Origin of the sequence: Paraburkholderia tuberum STM678, from assembly GCF_902833905.1 — a bacterium.
GTDB lineage: Bacteria > Pseudomonadota > Gammaproteobacteria > Burkholderiales > Burkholderiaceae > Paraburkholderia > Paraburkholderia tuberum.
The window spans coordinates 1-316 of sequence record NZ_CADFGP010000210.1; the positions used below are offsets into that span (position 1 = coordinate 1).

The 316-nt window shown below is 58.5% G+C and carries 1 protein-coding gene; it reads left to right on the plus strand.

The annotated features are described in order from the left end of the window. A partial coding sequence (locus HWY30_RS40980) for a transposase domain-containing protein (protein WP_176079074.1) occupies window positions 1–246 on the plus strand: 246 nt, incomplete at its 5' end. Window positions 247–316 lie beyond the last annotated feature (70 nt).

A 316-nucleotide genomic window follows, 5' to 3' on the forward strand; every position in this document is an offset into this window, starting at 1 on the left:
CGGCATAACCCTTGCGAAAATTCCATTCGCCCGTTCTGCCTGGGACGCCGCGGCTGGTTGTTTGCTGACACCGTCGATGGCGCAAACGCGAGCGCCAATCTCTACTCACTGGTCGAAACCTGCAAGGCGAACAGCATTGATCCGTATCGCTATCTCACCTGGCTGTTACAGCGTCTCCCGCTGGCACAGACCGTCGACGACTACGACGCGCTCTTGCCCTGGAAGATGCCCATCGATCTCCGCTGACTGAGCCCTGTACCACATCTCATGAGAACCGCGCCCTTACTCTGAGGGGTGTCGTCAATGGATCGCGTAC